Genomic DNA, 20,262 nt, shown 5'->3' with positions numbered 1-20,262 from the left:
ATCCGTTATTTCAGTTTGACGTATTCGAAGCTTTCGATAACCAGCCGGGGCGTTTTGGCCCGCGAACAGCACAGCAGAATCTGGTCGTTATCTTCGCGTTCTTCATCGGTTAAATACTCGTCGCGGTGATCCGGCACGCCGCTGCACACATTGGCGAGACAGGTTCCGCAGACCCCCTGTTCGCAGGAGACTTTGACCTTGATCCCCGCTTTCTGCAGCGCGGCGACAATGGTTTCGTCCTCCCCGACGGTAACGGTGACGCCCAGCCCGGGGACATCGACGGTAAAGCTGGCGCCGCCGGTTTCCACTTCCCGGTTAAAAAACTCCTGATGCAGTCGTTCGGGCGGATAACCGCAGCCGCGCGCCGCATCGGCGATCCCGTCCATAAACCCTTCCGGGCCGCAGACGTAAACGTGAGCGGCGGCGTGGTGCGGGGCCAGCACCTCGTGAGGACGGATTTTTTGCCCTTCCTCGCTGATGTGCAGATGGACGCGGTCGCTAAAAGGGCAATCCGCCAGCTCGTGCAAAAAGGCCATCCCGTCGCGGCGCCGCCCGCAATAATGGATAGCGAAAGATTTTCCGGCGCGGAACAGCGTATCCGCCATCGCCAGCATCGGCGTAATCCCGATCCCGCCGCCAATCAGCAGGCTGTGGCTGGCATCCATCTCAAGCGCAAACAGATTGCGCGGCGGGCCGATGGTCACCGTGGCGCCGACCTGGAGCCGATGCGCCGCCAACGATCCTCCGCGCGATGTCCGATCCTTGAGAATGCCCAGGCGATACTGCTGCGGGTGATGAGGGCTGCCGCACAGTGAATACTGGCGGACGATCTCCTCCCCGAGATAGAGATCGATATGCGCCCCGGCGCTAAATGGCGGCAGGGGGGCGCCGTCCAGCGAGGTCAGGGTCAGGACCACCACATCGGTGCCCTGGATTTCGCGTTCTGCGACGCGTACGGTCAGTGTTTCAGCCATCTTTCTTCTCCACCCTGACAGGGCTTAACGCATATAGATGCCGCCGTTGATATCCCAGGTCGCCCCGGTGATAAAGGTGGCGGACGGATCGGCCAGGAGTTCTATCGCGCGGGCGACCAGCAGCGGATCGCCCAGGCGTTTCATCGGGATCATTTCCAGCAGCGCCGGCATTTTTTCTTCCGGCACCGCCGCATGAACGGACGGTAAATCGAGCGGGCCGGGGGCAATGGCGTTGACGCTGACCCCGGCGGCGCTCAGCGCGCGGGCAAACACTTTCGTCAGCGTCAGGATGCCGCCTTTCGAGGCCGCATAATGGGCGCCGGAGGCGGTGCCACCGTTTTGTCCCGCCAGCGAGGCGAGATTGATAATGTTGCCCTGTCGGCGTTGACTAAAATAACGGCCGACAATCTGACAGCCGAGAAAGGTGCCCCGCAGATTGGTGCTGGTGACGCGATCGAACTCCTCAACGGAGATCTCCATGATCGGCGTGGTCAGCGTGAGCGCCGCGTTGTTAACCAGCACATCCAGCCCGCCAAATCGTTCGTCGATCCGCGCCAGCGCAGCGTGAAAGTGTTCGGGTTCGCGGATATCCAGCGCCAGGGGCAGCAGGCGCTGCCCCTCGGCATCGATCTGCCGGGCGCCCTCGCCCGCGGCGTCGATGGCGATATCCGCCATCGCCACCTGATAACCCAGCTGCCACAGATGGCGGCTAATCGTCAGCCCGAGGCCGCTGCCGGCGCCGGTTATGAGTACGGTTCTTGTCATTGCAGCCTCACAGGATGTAGCCAATGCTATGCAGATAATCGTCGCCGTTAATCAGCCGGATGACCTTCTGCGCGATAAGAAAGCGCTCGCCCTGCGGCACCAGGGTGTAGCTCAGGTCGGCGACGTAATGGTGTTCTTTGCCTTTGCGGTACTCATACAGAAACTGGGCGCAGCGGATCTCGACACGCTGGTCGCTGGCCTCGATCAGGCGGTGGCGGCCGGTCATGCGGATGGTACGTGCGCGGGGCGTCGTCGAGATCGACTCGCCGCTGTACAGACGATGGACGCGCTTCTCGCGCATGGCCTGGTTGTCATAGGCGTAATTCAGCGCGTTGGCGAAATCGGTCGTCTGCCGATCGACAGGAATGATGTACATTCCCTGCGGCTGCCACAGCGCCAGCCACTCGCGGAATTCGCCCTGGTCGAGCAGGTCCGCCTCCTGATTAATAAAGTGAATGGCGGCGGTTAAGGTCCGTTGTGCGCTCATTTTTGCCCCCGGTTTTCTGCGGTCATGTACTTTTTCCACTGCTGATAGGCGGCACGCATGCCGGTTTCGGCGCTGACGTCGCTGCGCAGCCCATCGGCGGTGCGCGTCTCTCCCGGCAGGCCGCGATTGAGCATGATCCACAGATCGTTGCCCGCGCCGCCGCCGCGCTGGACGCGCTCCCAGGCTTCAGAATCATCCGGCGTGCCAAAGCCCATTGGCCCCTGGAAGTGTTCATGCATCCGCAGTCGCGCCTGGTTGGCAATCGCCGGGCCATCTTTCATCGTCAGCACCACGTGGTGGATTTCGGTCTCTTGCACCGAGACGGGTTGCAGCACGCGAAAGAACGCCATCGAGCAGGCAACGTTGGGGAACAGGTTCAGGTTGAAGCCGCTGCCGCCCACTGCGCGGACGATGCGACGTACCTGCTGCTCTTCGTGGCCCTCTTCGCGCAGCGCCTGAGCCAGTTCAAGGAAGCGATCCGGCACCGGCGCATCGAGATTCTCTTCAAGGTCAATCAGTTCCGGGATCATCACCATTACGCTGTGGCCGTTCCCGAGGTCTTCGACAAAACCTTTGCCGTCAACGAAGTTGAGCATCTCTTCCGTCTGCTTATCGACGGAGCTCAGGAAGGACTTATGTACGACGGGAAAGTGATAGCCATCGGTGGTATTTTCCAGCTGAATCTTCCAGTTGCCGGGGAAGCGGAAGCGGTGGGCGGTGGTGGCCTGCAGCGGGTAGCCGGCCCCTTGTTTCATAAACAGATCCATCCACTTCATGGCCGGTCCGAGGAAATCGGTCAGCGGTTCCATCTGTCGGTTGAAGGTGGCGAAAATCATCCCCGCGTAGCTTTCGCTGCGTAGGCGCACCATGCCGAGCTGCTCTTTCTCCAGGGTATCGCCGTAGCTTTCCGGATGCGGTACGCCGCGCAGGGCGCCGTCGAGACCGTAACCCCAGCCGTGATACGGGCAGACAAAGCTGTTGGTTTTGCCGCTGCGGTGTTCGCAGACGGTGGCGGCGCGGTGGCGACAGCGGTTCAGCAGGACGTTGATATTGCCTTTGCGATCGCGTACCACGATGACCGGCTGCGTTCCGACCATGGAGGACTTAAAGCTGCCCGCGTCGGGGACTTCACTTTCGTGCCCGACCCAGACCCAGGTCTGGTTAAAAATCTTCTCAATCTCCAGGGCGAAAATGTCGCCGGAGGTGTATAGCGAGGTATGAACCCGGTCGGACTGAACCAGGGCGCCTAGCGTGGCGGCGTCGTAGCCGCTCTCAATATTTTTTACCGGAATACATTCAGACATTGCTTAATCTCCTGAGTCTCGGTGATGCTTCAGTGGGCAGATGTATCGGCTGCGCGCTGAATCATTCCGGGGACCGCGTAGCGTCGGGTACGGGTAAATCCACCGGCGAGTGCCAGTAATCCACCGGGCGACTCAATAAGTTACGGGTGGTGAAATGGTCTATGAGCCAGCGTTCGCCTGCTTTTTTAAAGCGAATCACCAACTCTGCGCTGTTGAGATGCGACCCTCCGGCGCGAAAGGTGGAAACCTGCAACATTTTCCAGCGCCCAATGGCCTCATTCTCCGCACCAATATCAATATGTTCGGACGTTAAATAATGAACGTTGATGGCAAAGTGTGCGGGCTCGCTAATATAACGGGCCATCATTTGGGCAATGTTTTTTCGCCCGGAATAACGCCCCAGTTTGTTTTGGTATAAACTGCCGAGGCCTTCCCAGATAGCATCTTCACAAAATAAGTCCGCAATTTCCTGAGCGATATCCGGATAAGATAAATCGTCACATAAATGCATATATTGACTCATCAGGTTGCGAATCTGATTGGCCGCTTCGAGTTTATCCAGACGCTGCAGACACTTTTCCAGATTCATGAGTTACGCCTGAATAATTAATTCGCGCCCGGTTCGGGCTTCAACTTTGCAATATTTCCACAACCGGTCTGGCCCCGGGCCGACCTGAATGCTGCGGAACAGATTGCAGGCGGCGGTGACGGCGTCAAAATCATGCGCATCGGCGAGGACGTAGGTGGTCCACGGCCAGCCGGTAGACGGCCCGACCATCACCCGATCGTCATCCATATTGCCGATCACCTGAATACCGTCAGTGTGTTCGATACCTTTCATCATCTCGCCAAACGCGGCCCAGACCTGTTTGCCGACCTCCGGGGTGGCATCGAAAAAGTTTTGATTTACGCCAATACAAAACAGAACGCGGATCATCGTCATACTCCTTAAAGGGTTATAAATAGCCGGGCAGCGGCGGGTGGCCGAAGAACATATTTCCGGCGTTGATATAGGTCAGTTCGCCCATAAAGGCGTGCTGAGTGATGACCATGGTGTCGCGGGCGTAGCGCTGGAGCGGGCTGCGCATGGTAATACCGGGCATTCCGGCCAGCCTGAGCGCGCGGGTGGTCACCGATGAAGAGACGCGGGTCACGTGCGTCGATGACAGGCGCAGGGCGTTGATCATCCCTGCATCGGGCTCATCGCCGCGTAAAATGACCTGCCAGACATCGTCGATGGCATCGTAAAACCAGCAGCGGGCCGAGCGCAGCTCCGCTTCACAGTGGGCAATATCCATCTGCGCAAACTGGCGATCGGCCAGACAGGGGGCGCCGGTGACCGAACTCTGACGTTCGGCGATGGTATAGATTTCGGACAGCGCGGCGCGGGCGATGCCCAGCGCCACCACCGAGAGTACCTGCGTCGCCAGCGACAGCACCGGGTAGCGGTAGAGGGCGCCGTCGAGATTGAGTTCGCCGCCGCGAATAAAGGTCCACTCCTCGGGGACAAACGCCTCCTTGAGCACCACATCATGACTGCCGGTCCCCGCCAGACCGACGGTATTCCACACCGGATCGATGGTGAAGCGACCGGCGGGGAGGACCGCGATACGCGGCAGCGGGCGAGCGGAGCCGTCGTCAGGCAGAATGCCGACGCCAATCAGTTCGGCGCCGGTACAGCCGCTGGCGAAGCTCCAGCGCCCGCTGACCTGAAAACCGCCGTCCTGAGCGATGGCCTTCTGCGGGGGAAAAATAGCGCCGGCAAACACCACGTCCGGGCCGTGGCGATAGATCTCATCCAGCGTACTGAGCGGCAGGCCGCCGAGGTAGAAGGGGTTCATGCCAAAGCTGGCGACCCATCCGGCGGAACCGTCGGCGGTGGCGATGGTCTCAATCAACTGACAGAACTCGGCAGGCGAGATTTCATCGCCGCCATATTGCGCGGGCACCAGCGCACGATAAACTCCAGCCTGTTTAAAATGCGAAATAATATCGTCAGAGATATAGCGTTGTTGTTCGAACTCCTCGCTGCGCTTTTTTAATTCGCCGAGCAATGCGCTGAATTCACTATTACTGGCGTACGGGGTCTTTTCCGCACGCAGAGTTGCAGATGGGTTTAACATGCGACTGTGCCTCTTCCAGTTAAATAGAATAAATATTTATCTCCGTCATATTGCTGATTGCCGGTGCGCGGGCGATATTTATTTCACTTAGCCATGGAGTGGCCGCGGCACGGTAAAGCAGATTATTCAGGATGTATTATTTTATTTGCTCTGCGAGTCTGACGGGTATTGCAGTTTTGCCATCAGAGATTCAGCAAAACAGAGTAATTCATATTCTTTATTTTTCCCGGCAACTATTTGCAGGGCGACCGGCCGCTGGTTTAACTCGCCAACGGGAAGCGTCAGCGCCGGATGACCGCTTAAATTGAACGGACGCACCAGCCGGGTCAGGTTCACTACATTGAGTGGATTAGCCGCCTCTTCCAGCGTCGGCGGGCAGGCCGGCAGCGTCGGCAGTAAAAGAAACGGCGTGCGGGCGAGTTGCGCATCGACAGCCTCGGTAAAGGTCTGACGAATGCGCTCTGCCGCCTGGCGCTGGTGCGGACTGATTTCCGCTCCGGCGCGCAGGCGCACGGCGACATCTTCGGCCAGTTCGGGCTTCTCAGCGAGAGACTGAAACGCCTGCCAGTTCTCCTGGGAGATGATCGTCAGCCCTGCCTGATGCGCCTCGGCGAATGCCGGCAGCGTCGCGTCTGCGGGAAAAATTCCCGCCTGCGCCAGACGGGCGCGAATCAGCTGTTCAATGTCCGCCGTGGCGTGGCCGAAGAGAAAGGCCGTGGCCGTCTGGCACGCGCTGACGGCCGGGGTGATTTCGCCTGGGAGCCGCGCCAGCACCTGCCGTAACGTGGTGACATCGCGACTGAAAAATCCCACGCAGTCCAGCGAACTGTCGGTCGGCATCACCCCTTGACGGCTCACTCGCCCCCAGGTCGGCTTCAGGCCGACGATGCCGCAGCAGGCGGCAGGCATCCGCACGGAACCCCCGGTATCGGTGCCAATTGCAAAATCGACCTCTCCGGCGGCCACCACGGTTGCCGAACCGCTCGACGAACCGCCGGGAATCAGCGCCGGGTAGCGCGGGTTGATCGGCGTTCCGCTCCAGGCGTTGATCCCGGTCACGCCAAAGGCCAGCTCATGGAGCGTCGTTTTCCCTCGCAGCTGACAACCGCTATCGAGCAGCTGTTGAATCACCGCCGCATGCGCCGTCGCCTCCGGGGCATCTTGCAGCACCGGGCTGCCGGCTCGAGTGGGATAGCCGGCGATATCGAGAGTATCTTTGGCGGCAAACGTCAGCGCGCCGCTACCCAGCGTAAAGCGCGAGATAAACCCGGAACGGGCGGATGTCATGCCTGCACGATGTTCATTAGCCATGGTTCACTTTTCCGTTTAACGATGACGAGTGAAGGACGAATGTATAAAAAACAGACTGAATTGAATCTGAGATAATCTTGTCATTAAAACTTGAAACTTCAAGTAATTTGTAACGTATTTTTCACATCATTTTGGGCTATAAGAACATTTTATAAACAAATAAAAAATTTTAATTTATTGATTTTTATATTTATTTTTAAATGTCTATATTTTAATCTCTTGAGGGAGCTCACAAAATAAACCGCAAAATATAAGTTAAAAAAATGATAAAAAAGCGTGCGAAAAACGAAGGGTAGGGGGAGAAAACGCTAATAGCCTTTTATTTAAAAAGGCTATTAGCGTGCCTGCGGAAGAGGGCGATCAGTCATTGAGGTTGTGCAGCAGCAGGGAGAGAACGTGGTTCATTTTCTTTTCTTGCGCGGGGGTAATGCCCTTAAATGCCCGGGCGAACACTTTTTGACTCAGTACTTTGGCCTCGGCGACCTTTGCCTGGCCTGCGGGGGTGAGTTCCGCTTCCGTGACCCGACCATCGCTGGCGCTGACGTGGGTCGTCAGCAGCCCATCTTCACGCAGGCGCCCCACGATTTTGGTGACGGTGGGCATTTTACTGACGGCGTATTCGGTGATGCGGGAGATACTGGCTCTGTGGTACTGATGGACCAGCATCAATACCCGGAAGCGGGAAAGATCGATGTCGATTTTTTTTAATTCGATTTCCATCAGCTGCGTATACTTTGCATAAACATTGACCACCCAGAAGAAGGGGAACTCTTCTTTATGAAAGCGGCTCTCGTGGCTGTCTGGTTGCGCTGATGCGTTATTATGTTCCACAAGCCTCTCCTTGCCCGACGACGGTAGAATGGGCAGATGGTATGCGTATTTGACGGGCATTGCAAAATGCAATCTGCGGACAATATAGCAGGCTGGCGGCGATGCTCACCGCTACCGCCAGGCGGAAATTCAGATTCATTTAATGGTAGAAATGATGACAACTCGCACGCTACCCGCGTGAACGGGCGATCGGCCCGTTTGCCTGGGATGACGGTCGCCTGAAATGGCTGCTGCCGGCGGCGTCCTTCTGATTCTCTTTGCCTGCGTGCTGTTTCTGACCGTGATCCCGATGAGCGCCAACGGCGATTATATTGCTGCCGGTTGTCAGGGCTCTTCCAGCAGGCGCATAAAGACCTTCAGCGCCCGATCCAGCTGCTGGCGCTGCTCCGTGGAGAGTCCGGCCAGCAGCTGGCGTTCGTTTTCCACGTGGCTTTCCACAGCCTCATCGATCCGCTCGCGCCCCGCTTCGGTCAGGGCGACCAGCAGGCTCCGCGCATCGTCAGGGGCCGGTAAACGGGTAATAAAGCCGCGTTTTTCCAGCGCCTTAAGCCGATGCGTCATGGTGCCAGAGGTGATCATCAGCGTAGAGAAAAGCTGGGTCGGGGAGAGGATAAACGGCGAACCTGCCCGACGAAGGATGGCCAGCATGTCAAACTCCCAGCGCACCAGATCGTGACGGATAAAGGCGGACTCTACGCGCGGCTCCAGCAGCAGAGCGCAGCGCTTCAGGCGTCCGATGGGGCCCATCGGGCTGCAGTCCAGATCCGGGCGCTCACGTTTCCACTGTTCAAGAATACGATCGACGGCGTCAGCCTGAGATGATTTGTCCAATTGTGCCCACTTATCTTGATATCAAGACATCTGTCGTTACATACTTTGGCGACTAATTTACCTTGATGTGAAGATAAAATCATGACCTTTTTCTCACGCTCTCCCGTTATTGATTTGCTGTTGACCGCCCTGGCTCCGGCCATCTGGGGGACGACCTACATTGTCACCTCCCAGTTTTTACCCCCGGACAGACCTTTTATTGCCGCGCTGCTGCGGGTGCTGCCCGCAGGGATTGCGCTGCTTATCTGGTGCCGCCGTTTTCCTCTGCGCAATGAGTGGTGGAAGCTTATTGCTACCGGGATCCTCAATATTGGCGCTTTTCAGGCGCTGCTGTTTATTGCCGCTTACCGGTTACCAGGGGGGCTGGCGGCAGTGATTGGGGCAATTCAGCCGCTGCTGGTCATGATGCTGGCGTGGTGTGTCGACAGGCAGCGCTCGCCGTGGGTGGCGGTGCTCTCGGCAGTCACTGGCATTATCGGCATGGCGCTGCTGCTGCTGTCGCCGCATACGGTGTTGGATCCGCTGGGGATCATGGCGGCGTTTGCAGGCGCGGTCAGCATGGCGCTGGGGACCTGGCTGTCTCGCCGCTGGGCGATTTCGCTACCGGTGGTGGCGCTGACCGGCTGGCAATTGCTGATTGGCGGCGTGGTACTGGCTCCCGTTGCATGGCTGGTGGATCCGCCGCTACAGGGGGTGACGTTGACCCAGGCGGTTGGCTATCTGTGGCTCTGCGTGGCCGGTGCGATGCTGGCCTATGGGCTGTGGTTCCGCGGGATTAGCCGTCTCCCATCGGTCGCTGTCTCAGCACTCAGCCTGCTGAGTCCGGTGACAGCAGTGCTTCTGGGCTGGATCTTTCTTGGGCAGAAGATAGAAGGGGGGGCGCTGGTGGGGTTAATCGTGGTGTTGCTGAGCGTACTGTCAATACAGCGCGCATTAACAAAAAAAGCCCCATAAAGGGGCCCGACATTGCAGCATGGTTATCGTGAAGCGGGAGCGAAACGAGCCGCCGTAAGGCGGCCTGTCCGGCAGCTCCCTCTGCAACCATTCTCTTATTTGGACAGCTCAGCGGTCATATGAACCTGGTTACCGGTATAGGCTTCGGTAATGTGGTAAGACGCGCCTTGATCTTTAGCGATGGTCGCAATTTTAGCTTCTGCGCTATCCAGGGTATCAGCCGTTACGCTGACCGGGTGCTGAGCGAAGCTGGCGAAAGAAACCAGAGAGAGCATACCGGCAGCGGCAAGTAATTTTACGTTTTTCATGGTGTTTTTCCTTTTAACTTTTTAGGTGGAAAGCGTTGTGCTTTCGATGGGTTTATAATAAGCCTGCTAACTATAACCAGCGTTGCAAAAAGTGCGATTTAGATCACACTTTTATGGCAGTAAGATGACGAAGTTTTAAGGGTGTTTTTATTTTTTGATTAAAAAACAATGCATTGATCGTTTTCTTGCGACCCTCATGAATTAAAAAAAAATGACTATTGCCATGCGTTTTTTTGAAAACCGTCGCAACGGACTGCCTGAGTGAAGGCGCGGGCGGGCTTTTTGCCCTGTTTTTGCGCAGGGCATACTTCGTTTAGCGGCGAAGTATCGGGCTTTATGGATACGATAAAGTGGCGTCACTGTTGATTGAGGAAGGACGACACGATGATTGCGGTACTCTTTGAAGCCGATGTCACCCCGGCAAAACAGGCCCGTTACCTGGCGCTGGCGGCGGAGCTGAAGCCATTGCTTGCTACGCTCGACGGCTTTATTAGCATTGAACGTTTTCAAAGCCTGACCACGCCGGGCAAGATCCTGTCCCTGTCCTGGTGGCGCGATGAAGAGGCGGTGCGGGCCTGGAAAAACAATCTCTGCCATCAGGCGGCCCAGGAGGAGGGCAAGGCGACTATTTTTGCCTCTTACCAGATTCGCATTGTGCAGGTCATTCGCGCCTGGGGTTCAGAAATGCAGGAGGGGCACGGCGATGTATGATATTCATGTCATTCTGCCAAATCGTCCTGGCCAGTTGTCGCGGTTAGGCCAAACGCTGGGGAAACATGGCGTGGGGCTTGAAGGAGGCGGGGTTTTCACCGTCGGCAATCAATGCCACGCCCATTTTCTGGTCGCTGAAGGGGAGCGGGCCAGAACGGTGCTGGAGCAGGCGGGGATCCCGGTAGCGGGCGTCTACCTGCCGCTTATTCGCAGATTAAAACAGGAACAGCCCGGCGAGCTGGGCGCAATAGCTCACGCGCTGGCCGAACGCGGGGTGAATATCCTGATCCAGTACAGCGATCATGCTAACCGCCTGATTCTGGTGACCGATAACTTTCCACTGGCGCAGGAAGCCACGCGTTCCTGGGCCACCACCTTGTGAGGCGTTATGCTAAAACCCGCTCATGTTATTGAGGATGATGAATCGTTGGCCGTGGCCATCACCGCGCTGGCGTCCGCCATGGCCGATGCTTCACGGGTGAAAATGCTCTGTGCATTAATGGACGGGCGCGCGTGGACCGCGACGGAGCTGGCGACGGTAGCCGAGGTCTCGGCCTCAACCGCCAGCGCCCATCTCAGCCGTCTGGTCAGCTCTCATTTGCTGGTTTGTCTGGCGCAGGGACGGCATCGCTATTACCGGCTGGCGAGTGCCGATGTTGCCGGACTGCTGGAAAATATGATGGCGATGGCCGGAAAAAGCGCCATCGTGCTGACCACCCGGACCCCGGTGGGTCTGCGTACGGCGCGAACCTGCTACGATCACCTTGCCGGTGAAGTGGCGGTGGCGATTTATGCTTTTCTCTTGCGTGAGGCGTGGATTGTGCCGGACGGTAGCGCGCTGACGGCGAGCGGCGAGGCGCAGTTTGCCCGTTTGGGCATTACCTTGCCGGCCGGGAACCGGCGCAGGGTATGCTGCGCCTGTCTGGACTGGAGCGAGCGGCGTTTCCATCCCGGCGGTGCCGTCGGGGCCGCATTGTTAGAGCATGGTCAGCGCAAAGGCTGGTTCACCCTGACGCCGGGATTTCGTGAAGTGAGTATCACCCGAACAGGCAGGCTCGCGCTGCGCCAGCACTTCCATCTGCAGCTGTAGCGGGCAGCTACACGTCAGATAGCAGGGGGAAATTTTTTAACCGGTTTATGTTATTTCAGCAACCCGCCTCTCAGTATTATTCAGAATGTTCGCTATAGTCATGGAATCGTATTATTTGCCATGATAATCCCTCTGCAAAATATATTGCCTGCGCCTTGTCCCTTCTGATGTAAATAACTTGATGCTTGTTTTTGTCTATTGTTTATTATTTATCAATAGCTGAAATCTATCTTAAGCCCGATGTAACAAGTTATAAGCAAATGTATATTTGTTGGCGAAAAATAGCATTCTTTGACGCCGACAGCATTAACGAATTCTTTAAACAGAGTTCGCGTCCTGACGCCTTAAATATTGCGGCTTCCGGTCAGTCGAAGTTTCTATTCACAGTTGCACAAGTGAGCATCGCATAACGCTTCTGACTTTTGTGCAGGTTTACTGTTGGTTTATTGATATAAAACTCACTCTGACAAGGAAATGGCAATGAAAAAGGTTCTTCTCTCTGCAGCTATGGCAACAGCATTTTTCGGTATGACTGCAGCGAACGCAGCTGATACGAATGTTGGCGGTGGCCAGGTTAATTTCTTCGGTAAAGTTACCGATGTATCCTGTACTGTTTCCGTTAACGGCCAGGGCAGCGATGCTAACGTTTACCTGTCACCGGTTACCCTGACCGAAGTTAAAGCAGCGGCGGCTAATACCTACCTGAAGCCTAAATCTTTCACCATTGACGTCTCTGATTGCCAGGCTGCTAACGGCGACAAACAAGACGACGTGAGCAAACTGGGTGTGAACTGGACCGGTGGTAACCTGCTGGCTGGCGCAACGACTGAGCAGCAGGGCTACCTGGCAAACACCGAAGCCTCTGGCGCGAAAGATATTCAGCTGGTTCTGTCCACCGATAGCGCGACTGCGCTGACCAACAAAATCATCCCAGGCGTGAGCACTCAGCCGAAAGCGAAAGGCGACGCAACCGCAGTTCAGGATGGCGCACGCTTCACTTACTACGTTGGCTATGCAACCAACACCCCGGCTTCTGTTACCACCGGTGTGGTTAACAGCTACGCGACCTACGAAATTACTTACCAGTAATTATCGCCAGAAAATAAAACCGCCGCGAACGGCGGTTTAAAACAACGATAAAGCGGCAGTTGCTGCCGCTTATTTTTTTCTTCTGAGGTCAGCATGAAGCATATTGTCCTTTTTTTCTGTTTCATTTTTAGTGTTGCGGCCAACGCCAACAATATTATCGTCAACGGCACCCGCTTTATTTATCCTGGAAATGAAAAAGAAATAACGGTACAGCTTTCTAATACCGCAGACCGTCCGGCGCTGGCGCAAGCCTGGCTGGATAACGGCAATGCCGATGCGACGCCGGATACCATTACCACGCCGTTTATTATTACGCCCCCGATTTCACGCGTCGATGCAAAGAGCGGCCAGACTTTACGTATTAAACTGGGTAGCGCCGCCGGACTGGCACAAAATAAAGAGACGCTGTGGTGGCTGAATCTTCTGGAAATCCCGCCGGTGGTGGCCAACCAGAAAAATGAAGGGCAGAACGTCCTCCAGCTGGCGATCCGTTCGCGCTTTAAGTTTATCTACCGTCCCGCCGGACTGGGTAACCGCGACGCGGCGCCGGAGAAATTAGCGCTTTCAGCCAGCGGTAGCAGCCTGTCAATCAGCAACCCTACGCCATTTTATCTCACCGTCAGCCGTATTTCCCGCGATGGCGGTAAAGCCCTGAACAGCAAAACGGTGATGCTGGCTCCGCAGTCCAGTCAGACCGTGTCCCTCTCTTCCTCCGTGAGCCGAGGCGAGACCCTGACCATCAATAATATCAATGACTATGGCGCAGATGTGGCAGTGAAAGTAGCCGTTAAATAAGGGACACGATCATGAAGCAGAGGTCTATCTGCCCGGGAAGATTAAGTACAGCGGTAGCGATGGCGCTGTTCTGCTTTCCGCCAGTTTCCAGCGGACAGGAAAGCCCGGGAACGGTATACCAGTTTAATGATGGTTTTATCGTTGGTAGCCGGGAAAAGGTCGATCTGTCTCGCTTCTCCGCCAGTGCTATCACGGAAGGGACCTATTCGCTCGATGTGTATACCAACAATGAGTGGAAAGGGCGCTATGAACTGAACGTCACCCGCGATAAAGACGGCAACATGGGGATCTGCTACACCCGTGAAATGCTTGAGCGCTATGGTATTGCGGCGGAAAAACTCAATCCTCAGCTGAGTCAGCAGGCAGGTTACTGTGGACGTCTGAAGGAGTGGCGTAACGAAGAAAACGTTAAAGATAACCTGATACAGTCCTCGCTGCGGCTGGAAGTTTCTGTACCGCAAATCTACGAAGATCAGCGTCTGAAAAATTTTGTCAGCCCGGAGTTCTGGGATAAAGGCATTGCGGCGCTGAATCTTGGCTGGATGGCGAACACCTGGACCAGCCATACCTCTGCCGCCAACGGCTCCGACAACAGCAGCGCCTATCTCGGCGTTAACGCCGGCTTCTCCTGGGACGGCTGGCTCCTCAAGCACATCGGTAACCTCGACTGGCAGCAGCAGCAGGGGAAGGCGCACTGGAACAGTAATCAAACCTATCTTCAGCGCCCGATCCCGCAAATCAACTCGATTGTCAGCGGCGGGCAGATATTTACCAACGGCGAATTCTTCGACACCATCGGTCTGCGTGGGGTCAACCTGGCGACCGATGACAACATGTTCCCGGACGGAATGCGCTCCTATGCCCCGGAAATTCGCGGCGTGGCGCAGAGCAATGCCCTGGTAACGGTGCGTCAGGGCAACAATATTATTTATCAGACCTCGGTACCGCCGGGGCCGTTTACTTTGCAGGATGTTTACCCGTCCGGGTACGGTAATGACCTTGAGGTGTCGGTAAAAGAGGCCGATGGATCGGTGCAGGTCTTCAGCGTGCCGTATGCGTCGGTGGCACAGCTGCTGCGTCCTGGCATGACCCGCTATGCGCTGTCGGCCGGTAAAGTCGATGACAATTCGCTGCGCAATAAGCCCATGCTCTACCAGGCCACCTGGCAGCGTGGCCTGAGCAACATGTTTACCGGCTATACCGGCGTGACCGGTTTTGATGATTATCAGGCGTTTCTGCTGGGGGCCGGGATGAATACCGGTATTGGCGCCCTGTCATTTGACATTACCCAGTCGCGACTGAAGAGCGATACCCTGGATGAAAAGGGGCAGAGCTATCGCGCCACCTTTAACCGGATGTTTACCGATACCCAGACCAGCATCGTGCTGGCGGCATACCGCTACTCCACGAAAGGCTACTATAACCTGAATGACGCGCTGTACGCCGTCGATCAGGAGAAGAACCGCAATAACAACTATACCCTGTGGCGGCAGAAAAACGGCATGACCTTCACCGTTAACCAGAACCTGCCGGACGGCTGGGGCGGTTTTTATCTGAGTGGCCAGATTGCCGATTACTGGAACCGTTCGGGTACCGAGAAGCAGTACCAGCTTAGCTACAACAATATGTTCGGCCGCCTCTCATGGTCAGCCAGCGCGCAGCGCGTGTATACGCCGGATAACTCCGGCCATCGTCGTGACGATCGCATCTCGCTGAACTTCAGCTATCCGCTGTGGTTTGGCGAGAACCGCACCGCCAACCTGACGTCGAACACCACCTTCAACAATTCGCATTTCGGCAGCTCGCAGATTGGGGTTAACGGTTCGCTGGATAGCGAGAACAACCTCAACTACGGCATTTCAACGACCGCAGCGACCGGTGGTCAGCATGATGTCGCCTTAAACGGCAGCTACCGTACGCCGTGGACCACGCTTAACGGCAGCTACAGCCAGGGCGAAGGCTACCGGCAGAGCGGGCTGGGCGCCAGCGGGACGCTGATCGCCCATCGTCATGGCGTGGTGTTCTCACCGGAGAGCGGCAATACCATGGCGCTGATTGAAGCCAAAGATGCGGCGGGCGCCATGTTGCCGGGTTCACCTGGGACCCGAGTCGACAGTAACGGCTACGCCATCCTGCCCTATCTGCGACCTTACCGGATCAACGCCGTCGAGATCGATCCGAAAGGCAGCCAGGAGGATATCGCCTTTGAGCGGACTGTGGCTCAGGTCGTTCCGTGGGAAGGCAGCGTGGTGAAAGTCTCGTTTGATACCACGGTACAGAACACCCTCACGCTTCAGGCGCGCCAGGCCAATGGCCAACCGCTGCCGTTTGCCGCCACCATTCTGGACCCGTCTGGTAAGGATATTGGGGTTGTTGGTCAGGGAAGCATGATGTTTATCAGCGATGCCGGGATTAAGCAGGCGATCGTCAAGTGGAGCGGCGGACAATGTGCGGTGGATCTGGGCCAGGCAAAATTAAAGGAAACGGTATGTCGCTGAGTAAACGATTGATGATGGCGGTTGGCCTGCTGGCCCTTGGAACCTCGACGGTCTGGGCGGACTGTTCGCGTAGAGCGGCAAGCACGGTCAGGCTGGATATGGCCATGGGACGGGTAGTGGTATCACCGGATCTGCCGGTTGGTGCGGTTATCGCGAAGCAGGACTGGACCATGCCGGCGGGAAATGGCGTCAGCTATTACTGTACCAACAGCAACACTTTTAAGGCCGATATTATCGCCACTGGCGTTCGGGATCTGGGTAATAAGGTCTATTCCACTAGCGTTCCAGGGATTGGCATGCGTTTTAGCCGCGGCGGTGCCACGGTTAATATTATTTATCCAGGCACCTTTACATCGAACGGCGGCAGAGGGACCAACTACTCTCTGGAAGGCTCGCGCTTTACTCTTGAGCTGATCAAAACCGCGGCGGTGACCGGCAGCGGTACGCTGGCAACGGGGAAATATACCTCCTATGACTGGGAAAGGGGGAATAACCCAATTCTGGAAACCTACCTGAGCGCCAATGCGATCACCGTTGTCTCACCTTCCTGTACGGTACTGAGCGGGAAGAATATGAACGTTGATGTGGGCAGCATTAAGCGTAGCGATCTGCAGGGGGTCGGAACAACGGCAGGCGGTCGGGATTTTAATATTGAGCTGCAGTGCAGCGGCGGATTAAGCGAGTCGGGATATGCCAATATCCAGACCTCTTTTTCCGGAACTCTGGCAACCAGCACCACGCTTAAGCAAGGGGCATTGCTCAATGAAAAAGCCGGGAGTTCCGCCGCCAAAGGGGTCGGGATTCAGGTACTGAAGGATGGCGTACCGCTGGAATTTAACAAGAAGTACAGCGTAGGCACGTTGCGTTCTCAGGAGACGCGTTACTTTACGCAACCTTATCATGCGCGATTTTATCAATACCTGCCGACAACCAGTACCGGCGAGGTGGAATCGCACATGATCTTTAACCTGACGTACGATTAATTCAGGAGGCGGGCATGAAGCAATATGGATGTGGCACATATGGCCGGCAATGCATCAGACTGGCCGTTGCTGGCGCGATGCTGGCCGCCTCGTCGGCCTACGGTTTTATGACCAATTATGATAACGGACGCGTTGATTTTGTCGGCCGGGTGACGGATATCTCCTGCAGCGTTGCGCTTAACGGCGCGAATAATGCCGGGAGCGGCAATGTCTGGCTGGCGCCGGTGAGTCTGGCGGAAGTCCACGGCCGCGGGGCCGGCGCATTTATGAAGCCGCAGTCCTTCACTCTTGAGTTGTCGAATTGTCAGCTCCGCCATGATGGCGGCGCGGCGGATAAAAATGAGATTCGCGCGGTGAATGTGCGCTGGATTGATGGATTTATGATCGATGCTGTCGCGAACGAAAATGCGGGCTATCTGGCGAATACGCTACCGGATGGGGCGCGTAATATCTATCTGGCGCTGTCAACCAATGATAATAATACGCTGGATAAGAGTAATAAAATTGTCCCCGCCGATCCGCAACAAAATCGGGTACCGCTTGTTGAAAAATCGGTTAATGGCGGTGTATTTACTTATTATATCGGCTATGTCACGCCGTCCCCGGAAAAAGCGACAACCGGCCCGCTGACCAGCTGGGCAACCTGGGAACTCGTGTATAATTAAGCGCGTGTTATTTAGCGTATAAAAATACCGCATGATTGCGATATTTTTATGCGCTAACCCTTTCCTGCACCAGTTGTTCAATGCTGACTTCTTTCCAGTAATGACCCTGAATAGCAAACCACTCCATTCCCTTAAGCCAGTTTTTATGCGCTTCGCTCTCGACACCTTCAATAATGACATTGTGGTTATTACGTGACAGGAATGTCACCAGGGCATCCATCAGCGGCCGCCCGGATTCTTTCTGCATGAGATGCCAGAAAAAATCTTTGTCAATTTTGACATAATCAAAATGGTATCCACGAATAGCATTAATACCGGCATAACCAGAACCAAAGTCATCGAGCCACAGTGTCGACGTCTGGGGAGTTTTCCAGCTGGCCAAGGCGTTATTAAGCAGGCTGTTGGCATTTTCCGTAACCTCAAAATGTACACACTTCAGATGGTTAATGTAGGTTTCGAGTTGTGGCTGGCGCAACATCCCGAGAATATGATCGTCAACATTGATTGTCGCGGAAATACCATTATCAATAAACCATGCCTGATGTTTTTCAATCAATGCCAGTTGTTCCATGAAAATACTTTCACGAAGTGCCGCATTGGCATGGCGAAAGAAAAATTCCGGCGCCACAGGAATAGAATCGAAGCGGCTTAAACACTCCACTGCCACGAGAGTGTCCCGCGGTGAGAACATTTTTTGAAAAACATAACGAACAGAGATATCGCCACGGGATAAGTTATAGTCAGAAAATAGGTTAGCGTTCATTTTCTCGTGTCAGGCACTTTACAGAACATCGCTGCAGGGTGAAATTATTATAAGTGACCTTTCTGCAGTTTGGAATGTTTATTAAAAGTAACTTTTCAATTAATTATCCGGTTTCGATTGGGGGCGGTTTTTTTTCTAGCATTGATACATATCGACTATTTTATTGTGCATTGCTCGCGAATTATGCATGCCAAGTTTTTGCATGATATGAATCCGGTGGCTGTGTACGGTTTTATGGTCAATATTCAGCAGGGTGGCAATTTTTTTGTTGTTGTGACAGGTCAGGGTCAGCTCCAGCACCTGGCGCTCTCTGGCGGAGAGCTTCTTCGGTAGTGAAAAATCGCCGTCGTCTGCCGGCGCGCTGACGGCGCGATAAAAATCGCGTAGTGGTGTTTTTTCTGTAAGAATCATTGTGTTATCTATGTTTATTAGTTCTCTGAACAGGCTGGCAATATCGCTCCTGACCACCATAATTAGCCGGGCGCAGTGCAGAAGACGCCAGCGCATATCGTTGAGCAATAACATCGTGTCGGCAGCAGAAAAGTCCTTATGAATGGCGTTGAAAATAACGATCCCAGACAGGGGGGCGATCGCCCCCCGAGTGATATCCTGATAACGGAAGATGGTGATATTTTTATTGTTATCAACCAGATACCGATGAATTGATTGACCGATTAAATTATCATCGGTATACAGAAATATCCTGTCCAAGGGGTCAGACTCTCTTTTTTCGCTTAGCTTCCAGAATCAAATCGAGCAGCATTTTCTCTATTCTGGTCTTATCTTCGCGGTTGCGGAATTTAAACTGACAGGAAACCTGGTGATAGCTTTCACTGTCTTCATCAAATGTCACTTCAACAACATTTTTTATCGCTAAATCAATAGTGATTTCACCATGCTCAGCCAGAGACAGAACTGAATTTTTGAGGATTGAATTATGCGTGAGAAACTTCAGATTCGGGCTTTTCGCGATCAGCGCACAGCCGCCATCTGAAATGTCTTTAATATCGAAAAGATAGTTTTCGCCATTTCTGTGTCGACCACGACAAAAAAAGTCATAACGGTGATGCAAACGAAAGCGAGGGTCGCGACGTCGTTGCACCACATGAATGCATTCGGGTAAGGCAAAAGAGACTTTATTGCCGTGTTCCGCGTCGGAGTTATAACTTTTCTTTAACGATGAACAGAACTCAATCTTTCCTGAATCACTATGCAGGATGAATTTATATTTATGCCCGGGGGGGATTTTGCTATGGGTGACGATATGGAACTCAGCAAAATCGACCCGGGTAAGTCGGGTCATGATGTTTTTGTTATTAAAGAAAATTTCTATCTCGGATTGCTTTCGAAGTTCCTCCCTGAAAATAGCAATGATTTCATACCTGCTGGTCTTTATTGTTCCCTCTGTCATGTAAAATCCTTGTTGATTATTTATTGTGTGTAGTTAATTTTTCTTATGGCAATGCCAACATTCTGATTGCATTAACCAGATGTTTTTATGAGCATTTGATGTTATTAGCTATCTTTGTCGCTAAATTGATTTGTATAAACGTCGAATCAGATGTTGTTTTTCCTGTAATCAAGAGTTGTAAAGAATTTTGGGGAAGGCAAAAACGACAGAAGTCCCCAATAAGGAGACTTGTCAAATTAGTATAAATCAATGCTGTATATAGGGTTGTTTCGTGCAGATTAGTGCAAGCATATACCCATTTGTAGGATATATAGTGCCAGCAGCGTTGGGCTAATTCCAGCCAAATAATAGGAGGGGAAAAGGGCGCCC

The 20,262-nt window shown here is 54.5% G+C and carries 23 protein-coding genes and 1 pseudogene; 10 read left to right on the top strand and 14 right to left on the bottom strand.

The annotated features are described in order from the left end of the window. Positions 1 to 5: 5 nt before the first annotated feature. The 9 genes from BV390_RS09780 to BV390_RS09740 form a co-directional block, all read right to left on the bottom strand. Positions 6 to 974 (bottom strand): PDR/VanB family oxidoreductase, encoded by a 969-nt coding sequence (locus BV390_RS09780; RefSeq protein ID WP_064384426.1) that lies wholly within the window; start codon positions 972 to 974, stop codon positions 6 to 8. A gap of 24 nt (positions 975 to 998) precedes the next feature. Then, positions 999 to 1,739 carry an SDR family NAD(P)-dependent oxidoreductase gene (locus tag BV390_RS09775; protein ID WP_064384425.1) on the bottom strand — a complete coding sequence of 247 codons (741 nt, stop codon included), beginning with the start codon at positions 1,737 to 1,739 and terminating at the stop codon, positions 999 to 1,001. A 7-nt stretch (positions 1,740 to 1,746) separates the two neighbouring features. After that, positions 1,747 to 2,226 carry an aromatic-ring-hydroxylating dioxygenase subunit beta gene (locus tag BV390_RS09770; RefSeq protein ID WP_032698837.1) on the bottom strand — a complete coding sequence of 160 codons (480 nt, stop codon included), beginning with the start codon at positions 2,224 to 2,226 and terminating at the stop codon, positions 1,747 to 1,749. Beyond that, on the bottom strand, positions 2,223 to 3,530 hold the full coding sequence (locus tag BV390_RS09765; protein ID WP_032698838.1) for an aromatic ring-hydroxylating oxygenase subunit alpha: 1,308 nt from the start codon (positions 3,528 to 3,530) through the stop codon (positions 2,223 to 2,225). The genes BV390_RS09770 and BV390_RS09765 overlap by 4 nt, the downstream gene beginning before the upstream one ends. Before the next feature lie 61 nt (positions 3,531 to 3,591). Continuing rightward, positions 3,592 to 4,119 carry a nuclear transport factor 2 family protein gene (locus tag BV390_RS09760; protein WP_047663449.1) on the bottom strand — a complete coding sequence of 176 codons (528 nt, stop codon included), beginning with the start codon at positions 4,117 to 4,119 and terminating at the stop codon, positions 3,592 to 3,594. A 3-nt stretch (positions 4,120 to 4,122) separates the two neighbouring features. Further along, the gene (locus BV390_RS09755) at positions 4,123 to 4,467 is read right to left on the bottom strand and encodes an IacB protein (protein ID WP_077267059.1); all 345 of its coding nucleotides are present in this window, start codon (positions 4,465 to 4,467) and stop codon (positions 4,123 to 4,125) included. A gap of 19 nt (positions 4,468 to 4,486) precedes the next feature. Beyond that, entirely contained in the window at positions 4,487 to 5,653 is a 1,167-nt protein-coding gene (locus BV390_RS09750) for an acyl-CoA dehydrogenase family protein (RefSeq protein WP_032696708.1), read from the bottom strand. A gap of 141 nt (positions 5,654 to 5,794) precedes the next feature. After that, entirely contained in the window at positions 5,795 to 6,964 is a 1,170-nt protein-coding gene (locus BV390_RS09745; protein WP_032698840.1) for an amidase, read from the bottom strand. Positions 6,965 to 7,324: 360 nt separating this feature from the next. Continuing rightward, complete coding sequence (locus tag BV390_RS09740) at positions 7,325 to 7,795, bottom strand: MarR family winged helix-turn-helix transcriptional regulator (protein WP_032698841.1); 471 nt, start codon at positions 7,793 to 7,795, stop codon at positions 7,325 to 7,327. A gap of 232 nt (positions 7,796 to 8,027) precedes the next feature. Here BV390_RS09740 and BV390_RS32085 point away from each other — a divergent pair. Beyond that, a pseudogene (locus BV390_RS32085) lies at positions 8,028 to 8,120 on the top strand (hypothetical protein); the annotation flags it as partial. Here the strand turns inward: BV390_RS32085 and BV390_RS09735 are convergent. Beyond that, positions 8,120 to 8,626: a MarR family winged helix-turn-helix transcriptional regulator gene (locus BV390_RS09735; protein WP_085396865.1), complete on the bottom strand. Its 507-nt coding sequence runs from the start codon at positions 8,624 to 8,626 to the stop codon at positions 8,120 to 8,122. The pseudogene BV390_RS32085 and the gene BV390_RS09735 sit on opposite strands and share 1 nt — an antisense overlap. 81 nt (positions 8,627 to 8,707) lie before the next feature. On the opposite strand from BV390_RS09735, the gene BV390_RS09730 reads away from it, so the two are divergent. Next, on the top strand, positions 8,708 to 9,580 hold the full coding sequence (locus BV390_RS09730) for an EamA family transporter (RefSeq protein ID WP_032690855.1): 873 nt from the start codon (positions 8,708 to 8,710) through the stop codon (positions 9,578 to 9,580). 95 nt (positions 9,581 to 9,675) lie between these two features. On the opposite strand, the gene BV390_RS09725 is transcribed toward BV390_RS09730, so the two are convergent. Next, positions 9,676 to 9,888 (bottom strand): YdgH/BhsA/McbA-like domain containing protein, encoded by a 213-nt coding sequence (locus BV390_RS09725; protein WP_015585822.1) that lies wholly within the window; start codon positions 9,886 to 9,888, stop codon positions 9,676 to 9,678. Between the two features lie 384 nt (positions 9,889 to 10,272). Here BV390_RS09725 and BV390_RS09720 point away from each other — a divergent pair, with 384 nt between their 5' ends. The 8 genes from BV390_RS09720 to BV390_RS09685 all read left to right on the top strand — a co-directional run bounded on the left by BV390_RS09720 (position 10,273) and on the right by BV390_RS09685 (position 17,719). Next, positions 10,273 to 10,599 carry an antibiotic biosynthesis monooxygenase family protein gene (locus tag BV390_RS09720; protein ID WP_032690856.1) on the top strand — a complete coding sequence of 109 codons (327 nt, stop codon included), beginning with the start codon at positions 10,273 to 10,275 and terminating at the stop codon, positions 10,597 to 10,599. Further along, positions 10,592 to 10,981: a hypothetical protein gene (locus BV390_RS09715; RefSeq protein WP_064384424.1), complete on the top strand. Its 390-nt coding sequence runs from the start codon at positions 10,592 to 10,594 to the stop codon at positions 10,979 to 10,981. The genes BV390_RS09720 and BV390_RS09715 overlap by 8 nt, the downstream gene beginning before the upstream one ends. Positions 10,982 to 10,987: 6 nt before the next feature. Further along, a complete protein-coding gene (locus BV390_RS09710) occupies positions 10,988 to 11,689 on the top strand; it encodes an ArsR/SmtB family transcription factor (RefSeq protein WP_032690858.1) in 702 nt (233 codons plus the stop codon). Positions 11,690 to 12,169: 480 nt separating this feature from the next. Further along, entirely contained in the window at positions 12,170 to 12,778 is a 609-nt protein-coding gene (locus BV390_RS09705) for a fimbrial protein (RefSeq protein ID WP_004867230.1), read from the top strand. A 93-nt stretch (positions 12,779 to 12,871) separates the two neighbouring features. Further along, a complete protein-coding gene (locus tag BV390_RS09700; RefSeq protein ID WP_032690859.1) occupies positions 12,872 to 13,573 on the top strand; it encodes a fimbrial biogenesis chaperone in 702 nt (233 codons plus the stop codon). An 11-nt stretch (positions 13,574 to 13,584) separates the two neighbouring features. Beyond that, the gene (locus BV390_RS09695) at positions 13,585 to 16,071 is read left to right on the top strand and encodes a fimbria/pilus outer membrane usher protein (protein WP_047663447.1); all 2,487 of its coding nucleotides are present in this window, start codon (positions 13,585 to 13,587) and stop codon (positions 16,069 to 16,071) included. Then, the gene (locus BV390_RS09690; RefSeq protein ID WP_032690860.1) at positions 16,062 to 17,054 is read left to right on the top strand and encodes a fimbrial protein; all 993 of its coding nucleotides are present in this window, start codon (positions 16,062 to 16,064) and stop codon (positions 17,052 to 17,054) included. Before BV390_RS09695 ends, BV390_RS09690 begins: the two co-directional genes overlap by 10 nt. 77 nt (positions 17,055 to 17,131) lie before the next feature. Next, positions 17,132 to 17,719, top strand: a complete 588-nt coding sequence (locus BV390_RS09685) for a fimbrial protein (RefSeq protein ID WP_077267060.1) — start codon at positions 17,132 to 17,134, stop codon at positions 17,717 to 17,719. Positions 17,720 to 17,765: 46 nt separating this feature from the next. Here the strand turns inward: BV390_RS09685 and mrkJ are convergent, their stop codons facing one another. The 3 genes from mrkJ to BV390_RS09670 all read right to left on the bottom strand — a co-directional run bounded on the left by mrkJ (position 17,766) and on the right by BV390_RS09670 (position 19,893). Beyond that, the gene (mrkJ, locus tag BV390_RS09680) at positions 17,766 to 18,482 is read right to left on the bottom strand and encodes a cyclic-di-GMP phosphodiesterase MrkJ (RefSeq protein WP_032696714.1); all 717 of its coding nucleotides are present in this window, start codon (positions 18,480 to 18,482) and stop codon (positions 17,766 to 17,768) included. A 135-nt stretch (positions 18,483 to 18,617) separates the two neighbouring features. Continuing rightward, positions 18,618 to 19,193 (bottom strand): helix-turn-helix transcriptional regulator, encoded by a 576-nt coding sequence (locus BV390_RS09675; protein ID WP_085396864.1) that lies wholly within the window; start codon positions 19,191 to 19,193, stop codon positions 18,618 to 18,620. A gap of 4 nt (positions 19,194 to 19,197) precedes the next feature. Beyond that, on the bottom strand, positions 19,198 to 19,893 hold the full coding sequence (locus BV390_RS09670) for a flagellar brake protein (protein ID WP_032696715.1): 696 nt from the start codon (positions 19,891 to 19,893) through the stop codon (positions 19,198 to 19,200). Positions 19,894 to 20,262 lie beyond the last annotated feature (369 nt).

The organism is Klebsiella sp. YJ, from assembly GCF_002108615.1.
In the GTDB taxonomy this organism is placed as follows: domain Bacteria; phylum Pseudomonadota; class Gammaproteobacteria; order Enterobacterales; family Enterobacteriaceae; genus Klebsiella; species Klebsiella planticola.
The sequence above is the reverse complement of the archived record's forward strand: the minus strand, read 5'-3'. Positions and strand labels throughout refer to the sequence as shown.